Origin of the sequence: Nitrincola schmidtii (assembly GCF_008973715.1) — a bacterium.
GTDB lineage: Bacteria > Pseudomonadota > Gammaproteobacteria > Pseudomonadales > Balneatricaceae > Nitrincola > Nitrincola schmidtii.
The window spans coordinates 14646-31953 of record NZ_WBOL01000001.1; the positions used below are offsets into that span (position 1 = coordinate 14646).

General features: G+C 40.4%; 14 protein-coding genes. 1 reads left to right on the forward strand and 13 read right to left on the reverse strand.

Annotation, left to right across the window (positions count from 1 at the left end; all coding sequences use genetic code 11):
* The first annotated feature begins 24 nt into the window (after positions 1-24).
* Positions 25-1200 (forward strand): glycosyltransferase family 4 protein, encoded by a 1176-nt coding sequence (locus F7R24_RS00055; RefSeq protein ID WP_151669204.1) that lies wholly within the window; start codon positions 25-27, stop codon positions 1198-1200.
* Between the two features lie 189 nt (positions 1201-1389).
* Here F7R24_RS00055 and F7R24_RS00060 read toward each other — a convergent pair whose 3' ends face one another.
* The 13 genes from F7R24_RS00060 to xrtD form a co-directional block, all read right to left on the reverse strand.
* Entirely contained in the window at positions 1390-2748 is a 1359-nt protein-coding gene (locus F7R24_RS00060; protein ID WP_151669205.1) for an IS5 family transposase, read from the reverse strand.
* A 271-nt stretch (positions 2749-3019) separates the two neighbouring features.
* The gene (locus F7R24_RS00065) at positions 3020-4186 is read right to left on the reverse strand and encodes a nucleotide sugar dehydrogenase (protein WP_151669206.1); all 1167 of its coding nucleotides are present in this window, start codon (positions 4184-4186) and stop codon (positions 3020-3022) included.
* Between the two features lie 159 nt (positions 4187-4345).
* Positions 4346-5182, reverse strand: a complete 837-nt coding sequence (locus tag F7R24_RS00070; RefSeq protein ID WP_168926741.1) for a capsular polysaccharide synthesis protein — start codon at positions 5180-5182, stop codon at positions 4346-4348.
* A gap of 28 nt (positions 5183-5210) precedes the next feature.
* Positions 5211-6560 (reverse strand): hypothetical protein, encoded by a 1350-nt coding sequence (locus tag F7R24_RS00075; RefSeq protein ID WP_151669208.1) that lies wholly within the window; start codon positions 6558-6560, stop codon positions 5211-5213.
* Positions 6561-6562: 2 nt separating this feature from the next.
* A complete protein-coding gene (locus F7R24_RS00080) occupies positions 6563-7924 on the reverse strand; it encodes an oligosaccharide flippase family protein (protein WP_151669209.1) in 1362 nt (453 codons plus the stop codon).
* A complete protein-coding gene (locus F7R24_RS00085) occupies positions 7921-8421 on the reverse strand; it encodes a serine acetyltransferase (protein ID WP_151669210.1) in 501 nt (166 codons plus the stop codon). The genes F7R24_RS00080 and F7R24_RS00085 overlap by 4 nt, the downstream gene beginning before the upstream one ends.
* On the reverse strand, positions 8405-9817 hold the full coding sequence (locus tag F7R24_RS00090; protein ID WP_151669211.1) for a mannose-1-phosphate guanylyltransferase/mannose-6-phosphate isomerase: 1413 nt from the start codon (positions 9815-9817) through the stop codon (positions 8405-8407). The genes F7R24_RS00085 and F7R24_RS00090 overlap by 17 nt, the downstream gene beginning before the upstream one ends.
* A gap of 25 nt (positions 9818-9842) precedes the next feature.
* Positions 9843-10943 carry a dTDP-glucose 4,6-dehydratase gene (gene rfbB / locus F7R24_RS00095; protein WP_151669212.1) on the reverse strand — a complete coding sequence of 367 codons (1101 nt, stop codon included), beginning with the start codon at positions 10941-10943 and terminating at the stop codon, positions 9843-9845.
* Positions 10940-11830, reverse strand: a complete 891-nt coding sequence (rfbD, locus tag F7R24_RS00100) for a dTDP-4-dehydrorhamnose reductase (RefSeq protein ID WP_151669213.1) — start codon at positions 11828-11830, stop codon at positions 10940-10942. The genes rfbB and rfbD overlap by 4 nt, the downstream gene beginning before the upstream one ends.
* A complete protein-coding gene (rfbC, locus tag F7R24_RS00105; RefSeq protein WP_151669214.1) occupies positions 11823-12371 on the reverse strand; it encodes a dTDP-4-dehydrorhamnose 3,5-epimerase in 549 nt (182 codons plus the stop codon). The genes rfbD and rfbC overlap by 8 nt, the downstream gene beginning before the upstream one ends.
* Positions 12368-13255: a glucose-1-phosphate thymidylyltransferase RfbA gene (gene rfbA / locus F7R24_RS00110; protein ID WP_151669215.1), complete on the reverse strand. Its 888-nt coding sequence runs from the start codon at positions 13253-13255 to the stop codon at positions 12368-12370. The genes rfbC and rfbA overlap by 4 nt, the downstream gene beginning before the upstream one ends.
* 26 nt (positions 13256-13281) lie before the next feature.
* Entirely contained in the window at positions 13282-15711 is a 2430-nt protein-coding gene (locus F7R24_RS00115) for a tetratricopeptide repeat protein (protein WP_151669216.1), read from the reverse strand.
* Complete coding sequence (gene xrtD / locus F7R24_RS00120; RefSeq protein WP_206057440.1) at positions 15708-17303, reverse strand: VPLPA-CTERM-specific exosortase XrtD; 1596 nt, start codon at positions 17301-17303, stop codon at positions 15708-15710. The genes F7R24_RS00115 and xrtD overlap by 4 nt, the downstream gene beginning before the upstream one ends.
* Positions 17304-17308: the final 5 nt, after the last annotated feature.

Genomic DNA, 17308 nt, shown 5'->3' on the forward strand with positions numbered 1-17308 from the left:
AAATTAAGAAATGGAAAGTCAAAGATGAAAATTTTATATGCGGCAGGACCCGGCAATATAGTAGAAACTTATCGCTTCTGGAAAAAAGGCGAACATGACCCCTCACAGGTTGCACTAACATATTCAGAGCAATTTTATCAATTCTGTAAGGATAACGAAATTCAAGGAGTTGCAATATCATCGAATGAGAATGAAGAATATTTAGCAGATGATAATTTCGTCATATGTAATAAAAAAACTCCAAAATGGTTAAAACAAGGTTTCTCATACCACTTAGGACAAATTTACACAAGTATAAGATTATTCAAAGTTGCTAAAGTTAACAATTGTGATACAGTAATAGTTTCAAATTTTAATGACTGGTTTACTTTAGCAATTTTAAAACCGTTTGGTATAAAAGTAATTCCAACTCTACATTGCACATTTTGGACTACTGGAACTAAACCTAATGGAATAAAATCAAAAATACTTTATAGATTGAACAGCTGGTTCTGGAAAAACTGTGTTTCAGCCACATTATGTATATCCCCTGAGTGTGAAAAACAACTGAGAGAAATATGTCCAAACTTAGATTCACCTATTATACAAGCCAGACCAACATATTTTTCCAGTTCATTTGAAAACATAAAGCTACCTAGTTTTAACAATAAAGAATTTCATATTATTTTTGCAGGCAGAATCGAGCAAAACAAGGGAATATTTGAACTTTATGACACAGCAAAAACATTAGAAAAAATGCACCCTGGTATTTACAAGTGGCATATCTGTGGAAATGGAAACTCTTTTTCAACTTTAAAAGAAATGATAAATAAAGAACAAGCCACTGATTACTTTTACTTGAAAGGGCATTGCTCACGAGATCGAATGATTCAATACTTTTCGTTAAGCAACCTTTTTATCGTACCAACACGTAAAGATTTTGCTGAGGGGTTAAATAAAGTTGCAATCGAAGGGGTATTATCAAGGCGCCCAGTAATTGTATCAAAGTATATCCCTGCTACAGATATTTTAGGTGACTCAGTCATTGTTGCCGAACATTTAGAATCAGAATATCTCGCAAACCTAATACATTCTTATTATGAAAATGTTGAAAAGTACAAAAGATCAATTGCAAGTACTGAAAACGTAAGAGATATTTTTTTTGATGAAGCGAATGGATGGAAAGCTTCGTTAAGAAAAGCAATTAAGTCAATAAATTAAAAGTAAACTAGGTATATAAATGCTTTATCAACCTAGTTTTCAAGATTTCAAAAGCCAGAAAAGATTGGCAAGTAAAGTAGAAATCAAATATAAACATCATAAATTAAATAAATATAATTCACTGGAATATTGTTTCCTTACTATAACCATCCTGCTTACTGTAAGTAGTCGACCCTGAAAAATGGCGTTTCAAGCCTGAAGCGCCACATGATTTAAATCCAGCTTAAGCTTATTTGCCAAGCTATTCAGTAATATCTTTAGTAATAACGCTGGTCTATTAGGTGCAAAATAAAGCCACCGCAGTAGCTTCCGTAGATTTTGACCACAGGCGCTGAGTATGACATTGAGTGCATCACCCAGAACTCCTTTAAGAAAGCACCGTTTCATTTTGCCATCTGATTTCAGATGCCCAATAATCGGCGCTACGCTGTTACGCCGTCCCATCCAACGTTTTTCTTTATGGGGCACACCGCGTTTTTGCCCTGCGATGAGCACTTGAATGTCGCCAACACCCGAACCACGATAGCCTCTATTCACAAAGCAGTATTCTGGCTTTTTACCCGTCAGTGTTTCCACTTGCTGAAGTTGATCCGCCAATATATGGCCATCATAGGGGTTGCCAGGGTAGCTTCTGGCGCCAATGATGAAGGATTCTTTTGCGGTCACAGCAATACTGGCTTTAACGCCTAACTCATAACGTTTATGGGCTTTTCCCTTGGATATACAGTCCACTAAAGGCTCATGCAAGCTGTAAATCTTGTTTTTACTTTTGCGTGTCTGCAGTAGCAACTCCCTTGCTTTTTGTAAGGTATTTTGTTGCTTGGGTGTCAGCTGAATCCCTTTTGCTATCAACTGACGCTCCAAGTCACGAACCACTCGACCAAGAAAGCCTTTGACTTGCTTGATCGCTTTCTTCATTCGCTTGTATTGTTTTGCATGACCATAACGTCCGATCTTAGGCATCAGATCCTGACAAGCTTTATCATAGGTTTGTCGTAGCGTGATGCTATGATCATGAGCTATAGCCACCAGAAGCTGCCGCGATTTGTGATAGAGCTTAGCATCTGTGGGAAAAGCAATATTCTTCTCTTGAACGGTGGTATCAACAATCACGCGCTTTAGGCTGGAAGGTTTAATCACCTTCAATTTTAAACCGGAATTGATCGTTTCAGTTAACAGCCACTCACAACCTTCTTCGCCAAGGCGTTGGCGCCATTTAACCAAGCTAGTGGGATGGCATGGAAATTGGTGCTGAAAGAAAGTTTCACCACAGAAGTACTGGTAGTAAGGCGACTCTAGCCACTGATCTAACAGCGCCTCATCTGACAAGTTATGCAGGTGTTGTAGATACATCAACCCCGCCATTAATCGTGTCGGAAGTGCAGCTGCACCCACTGTTGCAAAATGTTGACCTAACTCTATATCCAACCTTTCCCAATCAATGACCGATGTTAAACGAACCAAGGCTTGATTAGGGTTAACAATGTCTTCAAGACGAGGCTTGAACATATCACTCTGCGGAATGGCAGTCTTCTTTTTTGGCTTCATAATAATCAGTGATTCTGCAGCTTTTTGGGGCCTCAGGCCAGAAAATGGTGAGTAACGATCATATGAATCAAATTATAAAGCATTATAGATCATTGAGTTAGATATTTTTCAGGGTCGACTAAGTAACATAATTTTTGTTACTTGAAAAAACACACTCTCCTTCTATTAAACCTTTTTTGTATATGCGAATAAACAATATAATAGATAGAATTTATATTAATGCTGGCAAGGTAATCCAATAGGATCACCTTATATCTACTATTAAATAATACTAGTCATGCCCGAACAAGTCTCGTGTATAAACTTTTCCCATCACATCTAATAGAACATCAGATGGACGGTTAGCAACAATGACATCACTAATTTTCTTAAATTGTTCTAAATCTTTAATCACACGAGATTTATAAAAGCTATCTTCCTGCATAACTGGCTCATATATAACAACCTCTATACCTTTAGCCTTAATACGCTTCATTACTCCTTGAATAGCAGACGCTCGAAAATTATCCGAACCAGTTTTCATCACTAGACGATAGATACCTACAACACTTGGATTACGTTTAAGGATAGATTGCGCGATAAAATCCTTACGAGTTGTATTTGCATCAACTATTGCACGAATTAGGTTACTAGGTACTTCATCATAGTTTGCAAGCAACTGTTTTGTATCTTTAGGCAAACAGTAGCCACCATAACCAAAGCTTGGATTGTTATAATGATCACCAATACGAGGATCAAGGCCAACACCCTCAATAATTTGCTTACTATTTAATAGATGAGATTCAGCATAGGTATCTAGTTCATTAAAGTAAGCGACTCGCATAGCTAAATAAGTATTTGCGAACAGCTTAATGGCTTCAGCTTCGGTAGACCCAGTAAACAATACAGGGACGTCTTGCTTTATGGCACCTTGCCTCAACAAATTAGCAAATTTTGTTGCACGTGCCGATTGCTCACCAACAATAATACGTGAAGGATAAAGGTTATCATATAAAGCACGACCCTCTCTTAAAAACTCAGGTGAAAAAATTAAATTGTTAGTACCCAAGCGAATAGAAGCGTCATCTGTATAACCTACTGGAACAGTAGACTTTATTATCATTACTGCATCAGGGTTAATCCGAATAACTGAATTAATTACATCTTCAACGCTTTTAGTATTAAAGTAATTGGTATTAGGATCATAATCCGTTGGTGTAGCAATGATGACATATGATGCATTTTCGAAAGCAACTTCTGGCTCAAAGGTTGCACGAAAATTTAATTCTTTATTCTGTAAAAAGGATTCAATTTCGGGATCAACAATTGGGGAATGACCTTTATTAAGAAAATCTACTTTTTCTTTAACTATATCTAATGCAACAACCTCATTGTGTTGAGCTAACAACATAGCATTTGAAAGACCTACATAGCCTGTACCTGCAATAGCAATTTTCATAACCGTATTGTCTCCAAAGATTACTAATTAAATTTATGACTTATCTACGTGATACAGTGCAAAATAAATTTTTGAAGTTATATAATTACAGCATTAGGAATATGGACACAAATAAAAAACAATAATAGCCATAAACATCAATCTATTAAATTTTATAATCTAAAAATTATATTCGATTAATTTTCTTTTAATAGCCTCATCTATCAAAGTAATAAATCTAGCATCACGATGATTCAATTTATGAACAGGTGATATTTTTAAAGCTTCCAGTGCTAACTCAACAAAATTATTATCAGGCGTTTCTTTGTCTGAGCCACTCCTACCGATAAAACAAGGCAAAAGATTATACAACTTAGGTACAGCATGCCAGATATCATACAAATCTTTTTCTTGTTTAAGCATATAATAAAAATTATAATTATGAACAGCATAGGGATAAAATGAACATGCTCTTCCTCTTTCCTTATCGACAAAGTATGTATAATCTTTATTTTTTAAAGCTATCTTATATTTTAAATAATCAATAATTTTTAAATGATATAGTGCGCGCTTTACCGATGGATAGTATCGAGTGCTCTGGAAATAATCAACATAATATTTTAACCAGCCTGATATTAACGGATTATCTTTTTCTGCATAAATAAACCAGTTTTGTAGAACTAACTCGGGTGCGCCTGAAGAGTTAAATGCAAAAAAACCTTGCTTCTTCAACTCGTCATTAAGCCAACTATCAAGAGGTTTTGTAGGTAAAAGAGTTGAATCAACCCATACACCGCCTTCGGTTGATAAAAGGTAAGTTCTTACAATATTAGTCTTCACTTGAGGTGTCATGACCTTTTGTTGAATGCCTAAGCTTTCAATAATCTTTTCTGCTTCAATATTCTCAACAACATGAAACGAATGATTAGGATTCAAATCTTCCCAAAGCTTAAATATTGTTTGTACATGGTGAGGCGCATTATTTCTACCTTGTAACCAAGCAGCCCATATTTTCATATTTTTATCCATATAAAATTTATCAACGTCATCTAACAAACGTCTTTGAATTGTATTCTTTTTTTGTTAAACCGTATAAACTACCAATGATTAACCAATAAAAAAAACTTAAAGATGCATTAGGTATTTGATCTATTAAAATAATTGTAACAATTAGCAAATGTCCAGATATGAACATATTTTGCTCACTTGTTAACTGACTTCGAATTCTTGTTATTTTAGAAGCCCACCATATACTTATAAAAACAAAATAAAACTCAGTTAAGAACCCAAACCAGCCTCTAATACCTAATGTAATTATCCAGCGGCCATCCGTTACTGATAAATCTTGAAAAGTTTCTGGGTCATATACTCTATTTCTTCCCCAACTACTCCAACCAAAGATAGGCTTTTCATTTGCATGAGCAAGCAACTGGTTTTCATGAAAGAATCTAAACTCTAATGACTGGGCTCGTTCACTACTAACTTTTGCTACCATGCTAGTTACTGTTTCATGTGGAAATATTTTATTTGCACTCATAAGAGGATAAGATATATATAAAACTAATATACACATAGATATTATAGAAATATTCCGAAACTTAAACAAATAAATACATGTTGCAGCAAAAATAAATAACAATAAAGCACCGTATGTTTTAGTTAAAATCAACATTATTGACATAAGAAAAAATATATATAGCTGTTTACTACCTATAATATTTACTTTAGCCCTAATTGCTGTTAGCAATGCTATTAAAGATACCGCTACAAACATTGCAACTAATAATCCATGGCCTAAAAAAACAACTGGCCTATACCCATCAAAACGAACTTGCTGTATAAAAGAGTGAGGAAAATAACCATATACAATTCGGTGTATCTGCGGACTCATTCTTAATTCAAATAACATAAATGGAATATAAACCAAGCAAGCTACAATAAGAAAGGTAAAAAGCATCTTTTGTGATGTGAAAGTATTAAAATATCTTGCACCTACTAAAAATGGAACTATTATTAAAAATGCACTTACAGACTGAGCTAACCCATCATAGAGAGTAACCCCAGGTAAGTGCATGTAATGTTCAGAATTGAGGGAAGCGGTAATAAATGGTGATAGCAAAAATAATAGAAACACAAAAAAAGTTTTCTTATCAAGCTCATTAAATCCAATTCCTTCTTTTTTAAAAAAAAGAATTAGACACAACATAATAGTTGTAACTGTATTTTTATTTAATGCTGGCAATCCAGTGAAGTTTATTTCGAACGACGCTGGTAAAAACAAATAACTCCCTATCATCGACAACAATACTGCTTTTTGTATACTAAAGACTTTGAATAGTAAAAACATTATCAAAGGCCAAGACACTATAGAAATGTATGCAAAATTATTCGCCATTGTTATAACCAAATATCAGAAATTAAGTTTTTCCCATACAAACCTATGTAGTAAAAAGCAATCAATACAGGAAAGGCAATAATCTCTCTTTTCAAATTAAGCAAACCGTATTTATGCTGCAAATAGAACAAAATTGGCATTGTTGCTATGGACTTAGTAGCAATAAATAGAATGACCCCCTGAATACCATAAAAATGAAAAGCCAGAGGTATACCAACTATTACATAGATCGTTCCTAATACATGTATTAAGGCAAAAGAAAAAGCTTTACTCATTGCAAGTAACGCTTGTTGACTTACATTCAAACCGACAAATACTAATGCTAATGACATTATTTCTAACATCCACCCTGCATCAGTGTATCTTTCATCGTATAGCACTAGGATTATAATGCTACCAAATCCAGCTAAAAAACCAGCAGTTGAATACGTTAATATGTCAATTTTCATTCTTAATGAGTACATTACACACTTTAGTTCACTAGGCTTATCTCGTGCAATTTGACTAAGTTTTGGATAAGCAACACTTTTTACAATTTTGGAGAATAACTCTTTTCCTGCCATCGCCAACATAAAAGCAATTGAAAAAACACCTAGTTCTTCTGCTGTCAAAAATATACCTAACAATATTCTATCAGCATTCAGGGCTAAATAGCCTAGACTAGAACCGATAAATATCCATTTAGAAAAACTCACTATCTCTTTTAAGCTTTTCTTTTCAAACTCAAATTTTGCCTTCATATTTCCAGAGTAATAATAACTTAGAAACAGTTTAATGCCTGCATCCAACAAAGGCGCAATCAGCAAAACCCATATTTCCCTATAGTATAGAGCTACAATCAACATCATTCCTGTTGATACTAATTGAGAAATCAAGTGAATCTTCGCTAGAACTATTAAGCGCAAGTTCCTACTATGGTCGTACATTGCAATCGAATTAAATCCATTTAGTAATGATGTTAAACTAATGAGTGCAAGTATAACTGGCAATTCTGGTGCTGAGTAAGCAGTATCCTCTTTAACAAACCCCATTACATTCAAGTAGTAAAGAATTATAGCTAAAACAATTGTTATAAGACTTATTATACCTCCTCTTACAACCTGCATACTCCAGCATGTATTTATAAAGCCTTCATTATATGAATTCTTGCTTTGAATAAACTTATCTTTTAAACCAAGATCTGATAGCATAGATATTCCAGCTAGAAAAATAAAAGCTATCATCATTACACCAAACATATCAGGTGCGAGTAACCTAGTTAGAATTAAATTACTACCTAATCTAATTACTTGTCCTAGCACGACATCCAGTGCAACTATTAATGCGGCGAGCTTGAGTCTATTCTTCTTAAAATATGTTATCATTTCACAGTAACACCTGTTTCTTTTTCATACTCATCAACATTTCTTAATACCACAGCGTTTGCAGCAATCTTTGAGTGATTATTAATAATGATATCACCTAAAATCTTAGTGCCTGCCCCAAGATCCACATGCCCAGCAAGTTTCGGCACACCTCTTCCATTGTTTCCAATAGATACCTGCTGAAAAATCAAACAATTTGGACCAATTTCAGCATCTGGATGAATCTCAATGCCATTAGGGTGTGGTATCAAAAGACCACCGCCAATTTTGCAGTTAAGTGGAATATCAGCACCAGAAACAACTGACCAAAACCGATAACGAACGACACCAAAGTATTTAAGCCCTTTCAAAAATGGCTTATTTTGGTATTTTTGATAGAAACGAATTGATCGTATCAACCGCACCACTGGGTTCCAGTAATTTTTGGATGTCTCTCGACTCCAATCAGGCTCAGTTGCCGATACTTGCTTTTTTGTTTGTTCAGACACTTCGGCCATACACATCTTCCAACCGAACAATATCATCTTCACCTAAATAGGAACCTGACTGAACTTCGATCAGTTCTAGATCAATACAACCGGGATTATCGAGTCGGTGAATTTCACCGCAAGGGATATAGGTCGATTCGTTTTCGGTGACTAAAAAAGACTGGTCACCACGCACCACTTGAGCTGTACCAGAAACAACTATCCAATGCTCTGCACGGTGGTAGTGCTTTTGTAATGACAATCTACCACCGGGTTTCACGGTGATACGTTTCACCTGAAATCTTTCACCTTCCCCCAGTGATATGTACTTACCCCAAGGACGGAAGACCTCTTTGTGGGTTTCTGGCTCTGTCCGACCAGCCTCTATTAGGCGATTGACCAATGTTTTGATGGACTCGCATGAGGTTTTATCCGCAACCAAGATTGCATCGTCGGTTTCGACAATGATTAGGTTGTTAATCCCTATACCGGCAACCATTCTGTTGGTGGCGTGAATACTGTTGTTTGCACTGTCTTCTAGCCAAACATTGCCTTGGGTATCGTTGCCTTGAGCATCTTTTGCTTTAAGTTCACTTAACGACGCCCAGTTACCCACATCGCTCCATCCGGCATCCATTGGCATCATGCTGGCGTGTTGGGTTTTTTCCATTACTGCATAATCTATAGAGTCGGATGGACACGCAGTAAAGGCTTCAACCGGTACTCGGATGAAATCCAAGTCAACACTGGCCTGTTGCATGGCTAATTCACACGACTGGAAAATATCGTTACGGTGCGCTTTTAACTCTTTTAGATAGTCACTGGCCTGAAAAGCAAACATTCCGCTGTTCCAGAAGTATTGACCACTGGAAATAAAGGATTCAGCCGTGTTTTGGTCTGGTTTTTCTACGAACGCTTTGACACTGACAATTCCGGTTACTGAGGCTTCACCCGCATATATATAGCCGTATCCGGTCGCAGGATAGGTTGGTACGATACCAAAGGTCACTAAACGTCCGGTTGCGGCTACTTCAGTCGCTTTTTTAACGGCTGCTTGAAAGGCATCGACTTGTTGAATGGCATGATCGGCCGCCAAGACCAATAACACGACAGACTCTTGGTAATACTGCTGCGCATGAAGTGCGGCTAAAGCAATCGCGGGGGCAGTATTTCTACCGACGGGCTCTAGTAATATTTGAGCATTCACACCTAGCTCGCGCAACTGTTCTGCGGCCATAAAGCGGTGTTCGTCGTTACAGATAACGATGGGATCAAGGGTATCCAAACCCTTTAAACGCAGTAAGGTATCCTGCAACATGCTGTTATCTGACAACAGCGGTAAAAACTGCTTCGGACGGCTTTTACGAGATAAGGGCCACAAACGCGAGCCAGAACCACCCGCTAGCACTACCGGTACTATCTTCATCCATGCTCTCCTTGAGCGATCCAGTTTAAGCGTATTGTTTAGCAATCCATTCGCGGTAACTACCGTCCATGACAGCACGCCACCATTGTGGATTATCTAAATACCAGTTCAGGGTTTTTTCGATACCCGATTGGAAACTTTCGAGGGGTTGATAACCCAGTTCTTCGCTGGATTTACGTGCATCAATGGCATAGCGACGATCATGTCCTGGACGATCTTTGACATAGGTGATCAAACGGGCAGACTGACCGGCGATTGCCGAAATAGCTTCGGGATAACGTTCTTGTAGCGCCTTGTCAGTTGCAAAAGCCTTATCAATCATCTGGCAAATGTAATTGACGATATCGATATTGTGCCATTCATTATGGCCTCCGATATTGTAGTTCTCGCCCACTCTACCCTGTTGCAATACCTTTTCAATACCGCGAGCATGATCGGTAACATACAGCCAGTCACGCACTTGCTTACCATCACCATAAACTGGCAGAGACTTATCCGCCAAAATATTAGTGATAATGAGTGGAATCAGCTTCTCTGGAAAATGGTAAGGCCCGTAGTTATTGGAACAATTACTGGTGCTTACTTGCAGGCCATAGGTATGATGATAGGCACGCACTAAATGGTCAGATGCCGCTTTACTGGCCGCATAGGGCGAATTCGGCGCGTAGGCGGTTTCTTCGGTAAAGGCGGGATCTTCTGGTGCCAAGGTGCCATAGACTTCATCAGTGGATACATGATGAAAACGATGTTGTGCTGGACACTGACCTTCGGTAATCCAAACTTGACGAGCCGCCTTTAGTAGACTGTGAGTACCCATAATATTCGTTTCTAGAAAAGCGTCTGGTCCTGTGATAGAACGATCCACATGAGACTCAGCCGCTAAGTGAACGATGGTATCTAGCTGATGTTCACGAAGCAGTTGTTCCATTTGGGGGGTATCGCAGATGTCAGCCTGAACAAACATAAAATTGGGATGCTGTTGTACAGGATCTAGATTAGCCATGTTGCCGGCATAGGTCAGTGCATCAACCACCAACACAACATCATTAGGGTACTGTTCCATCCAATAATGGACAAAATTGGAGCCGATAAACCCTGCTCCACCGGTGACCATCATACGCTTCATGCGTTGACTTCCTCTTGCTGTAATTCTTGTAGCATCATATGTAGTTGTTCACGCCAATGACGCGCGAAACCAAAATCTTTGCGTGTTTGTTGGCAATCCATTACTGAAAAATTGGGCCGTTGTGCCGGTGTTGGATAATCCGCCGTGGTGATGGCATTGATCTGACAGGTGTTATGAACCAAGCCTAGCTGACTACCCAGCGTATAGATTGCATTGGCAAAATCATACCAGGAAGCCACGCCGGCATCGGTCCAATGATAGAGTCCTTGAAATTGTGGCTGATCGACGGCACTTAAACAGATCTCGGCTAAGCGGCCTGCATGAGTCGGCGTGCCTATCTGATCATAGATCACATTCAACTCATCACGGCTATTCATCAGGTTGATCATGGTTTTAACAAAGTTATGACCGTACTTTGAATATACCCACGCAGTGCGAATAACCAGAGCTTCTGGGCAGTGACGCTGGATAGCTTGCTCTCCTGCCAGTTTACTCTCACCATAGATATTGATCGGTTCAACCGGATCATTGATTTTCCAAGGTTCGTAGTGACGCCCATTAAAGACATAATCGGTAGAAATATGAATTAAACGTGCTTTATGACTGCTCGCCGCTATAGCCAAATTTTCAGGTCCTTTGGCGTTAACCGCAAAGGCAATATCCGGTTCACTTTCAGCTTTGTCTACGGCGGTATAGGCAGCAGCGTTGATAATCACGTCCGGCTGATAGGCTTGTAACGCACGCTCAACCTGATCTTGATCGGCAATGTTCAACTCGTCCATATCGGTTGAAATGAGCTCATAAACCAATGGCATCATAGCGACACGTTGGCGTATTTCAGAACCAAGTTGGCCCTTTGCACCAGTCAGCAATATACGCTTACTCATAGGTTGGCGTCTCCGACAGGCTTAGGCCTTGTTGATCTTTCGCTGATAACTGTGGCGCTTCACCCTTCACTAATGGCCAATCAATACCCAGCAACGGATCATCCCACTGTAGCGTATATTCGTCGCCCGGATTGAAATAATCGGTACACTTGTAGACAAATTCAGCGGATTCACTGGTGACGTAAAAACCATGCGCAAAACCCGGTGGAACCCATAGCAGTTGTTTGTTTTCAGCGGACAGATAAACCCCTACCCATTGCCCAAAGGTTGGTGAACTGCGTCGCAGATCAACCGCGATATCATAGACTTCACCTTGCGTCACACGCACTAGCTTACCTTGCGGTTTTTCTAGTTGGTAATGCAGCCCACGCAAAATTCCCTGACTGGACAGTGAATGGTTATCCTGTACAAAACTGACCTTCGCACAGTGTTCTTCAAAAGCCTGTTGACGAAAGGTTTCCATAAAGAAACCACGTTCATCACCAAACACTTGGGGGGTCATTAACACCACATCGGGTATCGCCAGTGGCTCGTACTTCATGGCTTGGAAATCCCTCTCTCTAACAAACGCATTAAATAGGCACCGTATCCACTTTTCATTAGCGGTTCGGCTTGTTTTCTAAGTGTTTCAGCGTCGATAAACCCTTTGCGATAGGCAATCTCTTCAGGACAACAAACTTTTAATCCCTGTCGATCTTCCAATGTTTGCACAAACAGTGACGCTTGAAGTAGATGTGCATGGGTACCAGTATCTAACCAGGCATAGCCACGATCCATAATTTCCATGTGTAACTGCTGCTGGTTTAGATAGACCGAATTCAAATCGGTAATCTCTAGCTCACCACGTGCTGATGGATTCAGTGATGCGGCAATATCGGGTGCTTGATGATCGTAAAAATACAAACCCGTCACTGCATAATTCGATTTTGGCTTGAGTGGTTTCTCTTCTAACGAGATCACTTTGCCATTGGCATCAAATTCCGCCACACCATAGGCAGAGGCATTCTCAACATGATAACCGAATACAGTAGCACCCGACTCTCGTGAATCAGCATCTTCCAGTAAGCTTTGAAAGTCATGCCCGTAAAAAATATTGTCGCCCAACACTAAGGCTGACGGGGCACCGTTCAAAAAGGCTTTTCCTATAATAAAGGCTTCTGCTAATCCATTCGGTTGCTCTTGAACGGCATAGTGCAATTCAATGCCCCACTGTGAACCATCACCGAGCAAGCGAACAAAGGCCGCTTGATCCTCCGGCGTGGTAATCACCAAGATTTCTCGGATACCGGCTAGCATTAACACGCTGAGGGGATAAAAAATCATCGGTTTATCGTAAATTGGCATCAACTGCTTGCTGACCCCTTTGGTTAAAGGATACAAACGTGTGCCTGAACCACCGGCAAGAATAATACCTTTACGCTTCATTACGCTCTCCTTGAATGCTTATCCATTTATTCCGCTGTTGGTGCATTAGCGCTTGTATTCGCGCTTTCAAGATCTGACAGTGCATCACGAACGCGAGCATTCAGCAGCGCATCATTTGCACTCAATTGATTCGCTTTGGCTAAATACACACGCGCATCATCAAAGCGGTTTTGCGCTAACAGCACTCGTCCATAGTGATAGTTCACTGTTGGATGATCTGGCAATCCTTCAATGGCACGACGAATTAAGCGTTCAGCATCCTGTACTTCACCAAAGTTAAACAGTGCCCATCCATGAGTATCCAAGAAGTAAGGTTCTTCACTATCACGGAAGTTACGTGTCAGTTCTAATGCACGACGAACATTCTCTTCACTGGGGTCCATACTGAGCAAATTAGCTGCAAGGTTGTTTTGGATAACTGCATTATTGGGTGCTAAAGCATAAGCAGCTTCATAATCCGCAATTGCTTCTTCAAAACGTCCTTGCTGCTCTAAAAGTGATGCTCTTAATGCAAGCAGACTAAGGTCTTCAACATTCTCTAAACCACGTGAATAGGTATTCAAAGCACCGTCAGTCTGATCCTGTAACTGGTAAAAACCGGCCATTTGCACATAGCCTTGAACCCACTCAGGAACAACTTGAAGTGCGGTATCAATCACTGAAATCGCACCATCAAGGTCACCAATTTCACGCATCAAACCAGCTTTAACTGTATAATTACCCAAAAATTCAGGATCAGCTGTAATGCGGTTATTTAGCCAGCTCAGCAACTCATCCGTTTGTTCCAGTTGGAATTGACTGATAGCGTAACCTTCTAATGCCCTAAGAAAACGTGGTTCTTGCGCTAGTGCTGATTCAAATCGTGTCATCGCGATAGCATGTTGACCTTGCTGCTGAAAGATTCGGCCACTTAAGAATTCGCCAATCACCGTGTTATTGCCACCCATGGCTTGCAGTTCTTCAATGACAGCTTCGGTACCGACAAAGTCATTTCGCATGAGTCGAACTTGAGCTAGCAATGACAGCAACGATTCATTTCCGGGTTGTCTGCGTAAAGCATTGACTAAGATTTGTTCTGAACGACCCAAATCGCCATCTGCTAACAAACGGGTAATGACCGGCACGGCTGCATCGATATTACCAGGATTTAACCGAAGCACCTGACGGAAATTACTGTCTGCCAGTTCATTGGAACCACTGCCTAAATAAGCATTACCCAGTAGCGTCAATCCCGCTTCTGAATCTGGATTATTTCGTAAGACCACACGCAAATCACGCACGGCATCATCGACCCGACCTTCCTGCAGGAAGAAGCGAGAGCGAACCAATAACGCAGGTTCACTTTGACCATCTTCCTGAAGTACTTGAGTCAATTGAGCCAGAGCTGCATCGTTTTCACCGGCAGCAAAGTGCAATTCTGCTCGACGAGATCTAGCACGATGGCGAGTGGTTGCCTGCTCTGACTGCATCATCTGTTCTAATAACTGCAACGCATCAATCGTTTCATCGCTGCTCAGTAAGCGTTCAACTAAGATAAACTGTAATGTGGTGACATCAGCACCTTCTGAACGACCAATAAATTCGCGTAATAACTGTCCAGCACGCTGACGATCGCCAACCGAATCAACGATTTCAATATAACCACGCATTGCGCGAATACTGCCTGGGTTTTCACGTACAAAAGAATCCAATAGAGCTTCAGCTTCTTGTTTACGATCTAATTGATTCAACAAACCTGCCAAGGCTAATGTGAAATCTTCCGAGTTTGGCTGATTTTCCAACATAAAGCGTAAGTCGTTTTCTACCAGATCGAACCGTTCGTTTTGGCGATTCATTTCGATGCGAATCATTCGAGCAGCTTGCTCGTTAGGATTGATCTGAAGGGCTTCATCGACTAAAGCCATCGCACGTTCATTTTCACCCATCATACGGTGAGCGCCGGCTAACACAATTAAGGTATCAGTACTTTGATCATCAATCATCAAACTGCGCATACCTTCAGTCATCGCCGCTTGGGGATCGCCCTGCTGCAGTGCAACGGTTGCTTTCACAAGAATCGCTTGCGCGTTTTCTGGTTCAACCTCAAGAATTTCATCCGCTTTGTTAGCTGCATTTTGTGATTCACCCACCACAATTAACAAACGCGCTAAACGAAGTTTGTTGTCTAGATCATCAGGTGCGAGTCGCTCTACGCGCATTAAACGGGCGTACAGTTCTTCCCAATTTTCTTGACGCTCGGCTATTTCTGCTAAGTAGCGATGTGCATCGACGTTATCTGGGTCAATTTGCAGGACGTTTCTAAATTGCAAATTTGAACGCGCAATATCACCTTCTTCTAGAAATTGCTGCCCACTTTCAAGGTATCCCTGAATACTACTCTCTTTGTCACCACAACCTGCAAGCGCCACTGCCACTAGCAGTGAAAGCGCGCTACGACGCAAGATTTCTCCCTTCATAAATCACCTTTCTTTGGTAGGACTTGGACCAACTCTGGATAGGCGGCCCGCACAAACTCTTTTAATCGCTGCTCAGCAACTTCGACCGGTTCTGTACTGTGGAATGGTGTGACCACACGCACTAACGCACCATCCGTTCGGTTATACCTCAAAGCATCGGTTAATAAGTTCCATTTTTTTACATATTCATTTGCGATAGGTTCACCACGTTCCTGGAACCAGTAATACACCAACTGTGATTCCAATCCGCGACGAATAATGACACGGTTGACTGGAATATCATCTATATAGGTTCGACGTATATCCGCTATTTCCCATCCACCACCAGGGATACAGACACGTGGAGAGTGAGGTGACACTCCTTTGCGTTGAGATGCGTAGTAAGCCACATAGAAGTTCACTAAGGGTTCATTTTCGCGTTCAAAATTCATCATTAGGTAATCGGTTAGCTGAAGCACTTCAATTGTTCGTGTGTCGATATTGCCATGAGATCCTCTCCAGTCATCAATACGATCAGGAAAAGCGGCTAAGCTAATATTTACTGGCGCCGATTCATCACGACGATCAAATGCTTGAACACCTAACGCAAATACAAACGTTAATGTCACCATCACCAGCATAGGAACAGGTAAAGTACTTCCCGATTGACGCTGACGAGCTGCTTCAAAGGCTTGTGGTGTCGGGTTTTCCACATTTAAACCAAATACATCAAACAAACCGCGACGAGTTGTTATGCGCTCAAGAATTTCAATTTCCAAGGCCAGGATAGCAGCACAAGCAACAAAGATAATCCAACCTTCAAAATCATGCAGAAAACCCTCTGCGTGAGAGATACCCCAACCGTTTACTAGCCAACCGGTTACACCGATACGGAAACTGTTCATCAGAATGGTGATAGGGATGGTTGATAAGAAGAGTACGGCACGTTTCCATAACGGTGCTTGATAGAAGTAAGCTGCTATAAAACCTAAACAGGTCAACGGAAACAGATAGCTTAAACCACTACAGGCTTCAACCACTTGCAGTTTGTATGTACCCAAATCAATTATGTTACCGCTTAGATAAACAGGTATGCCCATCATTTTGATGAACATAACCCCGATTTCGGAGGACCAGAGTTGTAAACGTGCTGTTAGCACTGCTTCTAGGAAGTAAGGTAACGGTATAGCAAAGACAAGCAATACAATGGGAATAACGGTATGTTTCGCAGCTTTTCCTAATGCAGTAATAGCAAACCCAGCTAGCAACAGTAAAAAAGAATATTGCACAAGGATATACAGCGCAGAAATTTCACCGATAAATGCGATGATCAAGGCTGCAGCGATAACGGGCATACCTAGCCAAGTGCCTGATTTAAAATCAGTCGCAATCATTAGGCGCTTTTCCCACAAAATGTATAAAGACACTAACGGGATAAGGAAGCCATGGCTATACTCTTCTTGCTTGATCCAACGCTCGACCACTTCGGTTAGACCGCCAAAAGCCAAAAAGAAAGAAGCCAGTAAGGCAAACCCAAACAACGCCATTGTCGGCCAACTAATCAATGGCTTTAGCAATGCTAATTCTTGTTGCACTTCCTTGATTATAGACACGCTAA